Source organism: Demequina sp., from assembly GCF_016278765.1.
In the GTDB taxonomy this organism is placed as follows: Bacteria; Actinomycetota; Actinomycetes; order Actinomycetales; family Demequinaceae; genus Demequina.
The window spans coordinates 1-7,397 of sequence record NZ_JADQBE010000067.1; the positions used below are offsets into that span (position 1 = coordinate 1).

Below are 7,397 nucleotides of genomic sequence, written 5' to 3' on the forward strand. Positions count from 1 at the left end.
GTCCTCGCCGCGATCATGCTCTGGCTCGCATGACTTCAGAGACACGCCCTAGTTGACCTCGACCTCGGTCGCGCCGGTCACGCGCAGCAGGTCCGCATAGGAGAGGGGGAACAGCGACGCCGCGATGCCCGCCGCCGCCCACACTTCGTCGTAACCCCGCAGCGCGACGTCCAGGAACGTCCGCACGGGTGACGGATGCCCCACGGGGGCGACTCCGCCGATGACCTGGCCGGTCGCCGCCAACACGCCGTCGGGCGTTGCCCGGGTGATCGCGGCGGCGCCGATCCGCCCCGCCAACAGTCCGGTGTCGACCGAGTGTGCTCCGGACGTGAGCACCAGGATGGGTTCGCCGTCAGCCATGAACACCAAGGACTTGACGATGGCACCCACCTCGCATCCCACGTACTCGGCGGCGGCGAGCGCGGTGGGCGTCGCCTTGTCGATTTGGCGCACGGTGACGTCTACTCCGCCGGCATGCAGCGCGGCTTGGACCTGTGCGACTTTGGGGTGAACGTCCGCATTCATGCGTCCACGCTAGCGCCGCCACGGGCCGATGAGCCGCGCCACGGCGCCGCCACGCTAGGGAATTCGACGGCGAGCGATATTCTGCTGGCATGTCCCAGCCATCGTTGTCGGACCTGGTATCCCTGCTGCAACGCCGTGAACCGCTCAGCGGCGCGACGCGCGTGGTACTGATAGACGGCCCTGCCGGAAGTGGCAAGACCACGCTGGCGAATCGCCTGTCGATCGGCCTGGGCGGCCCGGAGTCTGCGGGCCCCGGCACCTTCGATCCGGACAACCCCACTCCGGACGACGCTCCCGTCCAGATCCTTCACGGCGACGACATGTATGAGGGCTGGGGCGGGCTACCGGTTCTGGATCGGATCCTCGTTGACCAGGTTCTCGAGCCCCTGTCCAGGGGCGTGGGCGGGGCGTTCGAGATGTGGGATTGGCTGCTCGACAAACGCACGCACCTCATCCGGGTGCCGCAACGGCCCTACCTCATCATCGAAGGAGTCGGCGTCGGGCAACGGGCGGCCCGCCCGTTCGCAAGCCTTGTCATCTACGTCGACGCACCGTGGCCCGAGCGTTTGCGGCGCGGTCTCGAGCGCGACGGCGAGGCGCTGCGCCCCCAGTGGGAGGCCTGGCACGAGGCCGAAGATGAGTTTCTCTACGCCGAGGGAACGCTTCACGACGCCGATGCCGTGGTCAGTGGCGACGCCCGGCTGCCCGGCTCCTGGTAACCCGAGCGAAACGCGAGCCGTGCCACGATGGCATGGTGAGCATCGTCGACGCCTGCCGCGCGCACCGGGGTCCGCTTCTCGCCGACGCCCAACGACTGATTTGCCACGAGTCGCCTTCCGATGACCGGGCGGCGATCGAGGCGAGCGCCGACCTCGTGACCGAGGTGGTGGCTGCGCGATTCTCGGCCGCGGGTATTGAGGCGGACGCGGAACGGATCGTGATCGACGGCTGCCCGCACATCCGCTGGCGCCTGGGTTCGGGCCCGCGACGGGTGCTGCTCTTGGCTCACCACGACACCGTGTGGCCCCTCGGCACCCTCCAGACGCACCCGTTCTCACTGGAGGGGGGCGTGATGCGCGGACCGGGGTGCTTCGACATGGTCGTGGGCCTCGCGCAGGCCGTTCACGCGATCGCCGCCCTTGCCGACACGCACGGCGCCGCCGCGGTGGATGGTGTGACCCTGCTGGTCACGGGAGACGAGGAGATCGGTTCGCTGACGTCGCGGGAACTCATCCAGACCGAGGCCACGGGCTGTGACGCCGTGCTCGTGCTGGAGGCCGCAGGTCCCGCTGGCGCGCTCAAGACGGCGCGCAAGGGCGTGTCCCTGTACTCGGTTGACGCGATCGGCAAGGCGGCGCATGCGGGGCTCGAGCCTGAGAAGGGGGTCAACGCCGCCATCGAGATCGCCCTCCAGATCCCGCGCATCGCCGCGCTCGCAGACCCCGCACACGGCACCACGGTGACGCCGACGCGGCTTGCGGCCGACACGACCGTGAACACGGTGCCCGCGCGCGCCCGTGTCGACGTGGATGTGCGCGCCACCACGGCGGCCGAGCAGCGCCGGGTGGACAAGGCGATCCGGAGTCTGCCGCCCGAACTGGCTGGCTCCCGCATCCAGGTCGGTGGCGGCATCAACCGTCCGGTGATGGAGCGCGCGAGCGCGGCCAGCCTGTACGCCCGTGCCGTCGCGTTGGCGCCAGCCGCAGGGGTCGAGTGCCTGACCGAGATCGCCGTCGGCGGTGCTTCGGATGGCAACTTCACCGCGGGAGTCGGCGTGCCGACCCTTGACGGACTGGGCGCGGTTGGCGGGGGAGCACACGCCGTCGATGAACACGTCCTGGTCGAGCACATCGTCCCCCGCACGGCGCTGGTCGCGCTCCTGATCCAGGACCTCCTCAAGGCGGACGCCGCATGAGCGTCGATGCTTGGGCGGACTACCGACGCGCCGCCGGCGCGGCAGGCGTGGAGGTCCGCGTCCTGACCGGCGCCGCGCTGGACGGCGCCACCGATGTATGGCGTGCCGTGTGGCACGAGCCCGTCATGGAGCGCCCCCTGCTCACCGCGCTCACGCACGCCGGCAACTATGTGGCCGGCGCCTTTGCGAACGGGCGCATTGTCGGCGCCACGGCGGGATTCTTTGGGCCACCCGCCAGGGCGACGATGCACTCGCACGTGGCCGGCGTGGTCCCCGGCCTTGCGACGGGCGGCGTCGGCACGGCGATGAAGCTCCACCAACGCGCCTGGTGTCTCGACCGCGAAGTGGCCGCCATGACGTGGACCTTCGATCCCCTGGTTGCCCGCAACGCGGCGTTCAACGTGCGCAGGCTCGGAGCCGCGCTCGACGACTACCTGGTCGACTTCTATGGCGAGATGACTGACGGGGTCAACGCGGGTCAGGGCTCCGATCGCATCCTCGCCCGCTGGGCGCTCGACGCGCCGCTGCCCAGCGCACCTCGCGATCTCGGCCCCGCGCCCGCGATCCTGGACGTCGGGGAGGATATGGCGCCCATCATCGGCGCTGTCCCGCCCGGTGCGTCGGCCGTCTCGCTCGCGGTCCCGGCGGACATCGAGGGGCTGCGACGCGACCACCCGCGCTTGGCCGCACAGTGGAGGTCGGCCTTGAGAGACGCCATGCTGGAACGGTGGGAAGCCGGCTGGCGTCCCACCGCCGTGGGCCGAGACGGCCGCTATCTGATGGAGGCACTGTGAGAATCCGCCGCGTCCAACTGCACACCTTGGCGCTTCCGCTGGTGACGCCGTTCACCACATCGTTCTCCACCCAAACGGAGAGACGCGTCCTGGTGATGGAGTTGAAGGCCGCAATCGACGGCCACGAGGTGACCGGCTGGGCCGAATGCGGGGCACTGTCGGAGCCGGTGTACTCCTCGGAGTACACCGAGGGCGTCATTGACGTGGTCGCTCGGCACTTGCTGCCGCGCCTCGTGGCCGCAGGCGCGGTGGGACCCCTCACGGCGGAGACGGTCTCCGAGCACCTCGAGAAGGTGGTCGGCCACCGGATGGCCAAGGCGATGCTCGAGACCGCGGTGCTCGACGCACAGTTGCGGGCAGCGGGCCTCAGCTTCAAGGACTATCTGGGCGTCACGCGTGACCGGGTGCCGTCGGGCGTGTCCGTGGGAATTCAAGATTCGATCCCGCGGCTGCTGGATACGGTCGCCGCCTACCTTGATGAGGGCTATCAGCGCATCAAGCTCAAGATCCAGCCCGGCTGGGACATCGAGCCGGTGCGCGCGGTCCGCGAGGCACACCCTCGCGTTCCGTTGCAGGTGGATGCCAACGCCGCCTACACGCTCGTGGACGCCGCCCACCTAGCTCGTTTGGATGCCTTCGATCTGCTACTGATCGAGCAGCCGCTCGGCGAGGACGATATGCGCCAGCACGCGGAACTCGCGAAGCGCATGAGCACTCCCATGTGCCTCGACGAATCCGTGGTCTCCGCGACGGCCGCCGCGGACGCGATTCAGACGGGCGCCGCCCAGGTCATCAACATCAAGCCGTCCCGGGTGGGTGGCTACCTCGAGGCCCGCCGCATTCACGACATCGCGCGCGCCCACGGCGTCGCGGTGTGGTGTGGCGGAATGCTCGAGACGGGCATCGGCCGGGCCGCGAACGCCGCCTTGGCAGGTTTGCCGGGCTTCACGCTGACGGGGGACATCTCCGCGTCGGGACGCTTCTACAAGGAGGACATCACGGAGCCGTTCGTGTTGGTCGACGGGCACATCATGATTCCCGACGCGCCTGGCCTGGCCGCGGTTCCCGACCCCGCGCGGCTCGAAGCGGCTACCGTCGCTAGCGTTGACCTGCCGCTGTGAGCCACCCAGGGCGGCGGACCGTCGCCGATCAAGAGAGCCGTGGGATAGTGCGAGACATGACCTCAAAGAACCACCTGCGCATGCGCGTCCCGCGGCAGATCGCCTCATGACGGGGACCGTATCGACACCCGACCTGAGCGACGCCCCCGAACAGCCGCGCGTGCTGCGCGTGCTTGCGGTCGCGCAGATCCTCAGCGGAGCGGGCCTGGCGGCAGGCATCACCGTGGGTGCGCTCCTGGCACGCGACATGCTCGGCTCCACCTCGTTGGCGGGACTGCCCGCCATGCTGTTCACGGTCGGATCGGCGGGGGCGGCCATCGGCATCGGCCGACTCTCGCAGCGGCTGGGACGGCGCGTCGGATTGGCGGCGGGGTATCTCACCGGAGCGATCGGCAGCGCGGGTGTGGTCCTCGCGGCGGTAAACGACAACGTTCCTTTGCTCTTCACCGCCCTGGTGATCTACGGCGCCGGAACTGCGGCCAACCTGCAGGCCCGCTACGCGGGGGCCGACCTTGCTGCGCCCCATCGTCGGGGCCGCGCGGTGGCCATCGTGCTTGTCGCGACCACCGTGGGCGCGGTCGCAGGACCCAACCTCGCGGGGGCGATGGGAAGGGTGGCGCACACGTGGGGGATCCCCACCCTCGCAGGTCCATTCGTGTTGGCCGGAGCAGCCTACGCAGTGGGGGCGGCCGTGCTGTGGACGCTGTTGCGGCCGGACCCCTTGGTCCTGGCCCGCGCTCGTGAACACGACGCTTCGGCGCGTTCTCCTGAGCCCGCCCCGACGCCGGCCGCGGCCCGCACGGCGAGCAAGGGCATCGCGACCGGTGCGTTGGTGATGATCGTGGCCCAGATGGTCATGATTGCGGTGATGACCATGACACCGGTGCACATGCAGGGCCACGGCCATGACGTCGGCGCTGTGGGGTTCGTCATCGGCGTCCACGTGGCGGCGATGTACTTGCCCTCACCGCTGTCGGGCTGGTTGGTGGACCGCTGGGGTGCGGGCACGGTGGCCGTGCTCTCCGCCATCACGTTCGTGGCCGCCGGCGCGGTCGGGGCATGGAGCCCACCCGCCTCAGTTCCCCTGTTGGTGCTGTCCCTCGCGCTGTTGGGTCTGGGATGGTCGTTCGGGCTGGTCTCGGGCACCGCCATGGTGACAAGCGCGGCGCCGCTTTCCCAGCGCGCGCGTATCCAAGGCAACGTCGACTTTCTCATCGCCCTTGCTGGCGCCACCGGTGGCGTCCTGTCCGGTGTGGTCGTGGCCGGGACCAGCTTCGCCACGCTTGCGCTCGGAGGCGGCGTGGTGGCGTTGCTGCTGGTGCCAGTGCTGGCGGTGACGCGTGCTGATCACCCGCGCCAGCATCGGCCTGGCACAATAAGCGCATCATGACGCACCTCCTCGACGAGCTCGCCTGGCGGGGGCTCATCTCACAGACCACCGGCGACGACGAACTGCGCGCGGCCCTCGACGCGGGTCCTGTCACGCTGTACTGCGGATTCGATCCGACGGCGCCGAGTCTGCATCATGGCAACCTCGTACAGATCCTCACGGTGCGCCGCTTCCAAGAGGCCGGCCATAACCCGTTGCTTCTGGTCGGCGGGGCGACGGGGCTGGTCGGCGACCCTCGCGAGACGGGGGAGCGCGTGCTCAATCCCGTGGAGACGGTCCACGAGTGGGTGGAGCGGATTCGCGCGCAGATCGAGCCGCTCATGAGTTTCGAGGGCGAGCACCCCGCCGTCATGGTGAACAACTATGACTGGACCAAGGACATGTCCGCGATCGAGTTGCTCCGGGACATCGGCAAGCACTTCCGCCTGGGCACGATGCTCGCGAAGGAGACGGTGTCACGTCGGCTGAATTCCGAGGAGGGAATCTCGTACACGGAGTTCAGCTACCAAGTCATGCAGGGAATGGATTTCCTCGAGTTGTACCGACGGTATGGCTGCACCCTGCAAACCGGCGGCTCGGATCAGTGGGGAAACCTGACGGCAGGCACGGAGCTGATCCGCAAGGTCGAAGGAGTCAAGGCCCATGCGCTGGCGACGCCGCTGATCACCAAGGCCGACGGCACCAAGTTTGGTAAGACGGCTGGCGGTGCCGTGTGGCTTGCGCCGGACATGATGAGCCCGTACGCCTTCTATCAGTTCTGGCTCAACCAAGACGACGCCGACGTGATCAAGCTGCTCAAGGCCTACACGTTCCTGAGCCGCGAGCAGATCGAGGCGCTGGAAGCGAAGGTGGAGGAGGAGCCGTTCCGCCGGGAGGCTCAGCGCACCCTCGCGTGGGAGGTGACGTCCCTCGTGCACGGCGAGACCGCCGCTCAGGGTGCCGTTGACGCGTCTCGGGCGTTGTTTGGGCAGGGAGAATTGACGGCGCTCGATGCGCGCACGCTCGACGGCTGCGCGCAGGAGCTCGGGGGGGCGTCGGTGGCCGCTGCGACGTCGGTAGTCGACGCGTTGGTGGCGGCGGGTGTCGTGGACTCGAAATCGGCCGCCAGGAGGGCGATCCAGGAGGGCGGCGCCTACATCAACAACGTGAAGGTTGCCGACGCGGATGCCGTGCTCGATCCTCGCGGTACGTTGGCCGGCGGATGGTTCGTGCTCAGACGCGGGAAAAAGACGGTCGGACTTGTCAGAGCGTCGTCGTAGGTGGCAGGCGCTGAAACGGTAAAGTGCATATTTACCAGGTGTGACTCTGTCGACACGCCCGAGTTGCAAGCGATTTGACTTGCGGCGCAACCAGGCCGTAATGTTTCACCTGTTGCCGACGACGGAGCGAACACGCAGGGGACTGAAAAGGCCCCGCGAACTCCATCAGGTAGCCACCTTCTGTCGCACTGAAGATCGGTCGCGCAAGCGCCCGGAACGAGGTACGATGGGAACCCCCTCCGAACTGGAGACGCGCCGATACGGCGAGTTGACAGAGAGGTACGGGGTGAGTAAGTTAGAACGGTTGCCCCAAATCTGGCCCGAGAGGGTGTAGATGAGGTGCGCGTCCGAACCTTGAGAACTCAACAGTGTGCCACATGTCGATGCCAAAAC

At 68.4% G+C, this 7,397-nt stretch carries 7 protein-coding genes; 6 read left to right on the forward strand and 1 reads right to left on the reverse strand.

The window, feature by feature from the left end:
* Nucleotides 1-48 precede the first annotated feature (48 nt).
* Complete coding sequence (locus tag QZZ29_RS10905; protein WP_291383225.1) at nt 49-525, reverse strand: YbaK/EbsC family protein; 477 nt, start codon at nt 523-525, stop codon at nt 49-51.
* Between the two features lie 89 nt (nt 526-614).
* On the opposite strand from QZZ29_RS10905, the gene QZZ29_RS10910 reads away from it, so the two are divergent.
* The 6 genes from QZZ29_RS10910 to tyrS all read left to right on the forward strand — a co-directional run bounded on the left by QZZ29_RS10910 (nt 615) and on the right by tyrS (nt 7,004).
* Nucleotides 615-1,244 (forward strand): uridine kinase, encoded by a 630-nt coding sequence (locus QZZ29_RS10910; RefSeq protein WP_291383227.1) that lies wholly within the window; start codon nt 615-617, stop codon nt 1,242-1,244.
* 35 nt (nt 1,245-1,279) lie between these two features.
* Nucleotides 1,280-2,440 (forward strand): M20 family metallopeptidase, encoded by a 1,161-nt coding sequence (locus QZZ29_RS10915; protein ID WP_291383229.1) that lies wholly within the window; start codon nt 1,280-1,282, stop codon nt 2,438-2,440.
* Nucleotides 2,437-3,234, forward strand: a complete 798-nt coding sequence (locus QZZ29_RS10920) for a hypothetical protein (RefSeq protein WP_291383230.1) — start codon at nt 2,437-2,439, stop codon at nt 3,232-3,234. Before QZZ29_RS10915 ends, QZZ29_RS10920 begins: the two co-directional genes overlap by 4 nt.
* On the forward strand, nt 3,231-4,355 hold the full coding sequence (menC, locus tag QZZ29_RS10925) for an o-succinylbenzoate synthase (protein ID WP_291383231.1): 1,125 nt from the start codon (nt 3,231-3,233) through the stop codon (nt 4,353-4,355). Before QZZ29_RS10920 ends, menC begins: the two co-directional genes overlap by 4 nt.
* A 106-nt stretch (nt 4,356-4,461) precedes the next feature.
* On the forward strand, nt 4,462-5,745 hold the full coding sequence (locus QZZ29_RS10930; RefSeq protein ID WP_291383232.1) for an MFS transporter: 1,284 nt from the start codon (nt 4,462-4,464) through the stop codon (nt 5,743-5,745).
* On the forward strand, nt 5,742-7,004 hold the full coding sequence (gene tyrS / locus QZZ29_RS10935; RefSeq protein WP_291383233.1) for a tyrosine--tRNA ligase: 1,263 nt from the start codon (nt 5,742-5,744) through the stop codon (nt 7,002-7,004). The genes QZZ29_RS10930 and tyrS overlap by 4 nt, the downstream gene beginning before the upstream one ends.
* Nucleotides 7,005-7,397: the final 393 nt, after the last annotated feature.